Origin of the sequence: Blautia intestinihominis, assembly GCF_040096655.1 — a bacterium.
GTDB classification, from domain to species: Bacteria; Bacillota; Clostridia; order Lachnospirales; family Lachnospiraceae; genus Blautia_A; species Blautia_A intestinihominis.
This window is the reverse complement of the sequence record NZ_JBBMEI010000219.1, coordinates 1-563: the sequence shown is the minus strand read 5'-3', so window position 1 is coordinate 563 and position 563 is coordinate 1. Positions and strand designations below refer to the sequence as shown.

Genomic DNA, 563 nt, shown 5'->3' with positions numbered 1-563 from the left:
TTTTCTTTTGTAAAAAAGAATTACCGACACCTTTTCCCACAGCTTTGCAGCAGAAGCCGTTTTAACAGAACAAGGCGGGCATTGATGCAGACGACAGAATTATTACGGCAAAAATTGCTTTCGGATTTCCCGGTACCCATCAGTCCTTACTGCATCATTGACAGTTTTCCGCTTGCGGTCTGTAAATTCGGGCGTGCACGCTACTGCAAAGTATTTCGCAATCATGGTGCTGATTACGGAAAATGCCCTTCTAAAAAGGAAACTTATTTCGGTTACAAAGTACATGCATTGATCACCTTAGAAGGCTACATTACTGCATTTGAGATCACACCAGCCTCCACAGACGACCGCGAAGGGTTACGGGATCTGGTGGACAATTGTTCAAATTTCACAGTTTTAGCAGACAAGGGCTATGTCGGTGAAAGGCTGATGCAGGAAATGCAGGAGCAAAATATCTGCCTTTTTGCCCTGAAGCGTTCCAACAGTAAAGAAAACTGGACAAAATCTGTGCGTCAATTAATATTCAAACAGAGAAGGCGGGTAGAAACTGTGTTTTCGCAGCT

General features: G+C 43.7%; 1 protein-coding gene. It reads left to right on the top strand.

Annotation, left to right across the window (positions count from 1 at the left end):
* Positions 1-563 (top strand): IS982 family transposase (locus WMO75_RS19795; protein ID WP_349078892.1); only part of this gene is annotated, 563 nt, incomplete at both ends.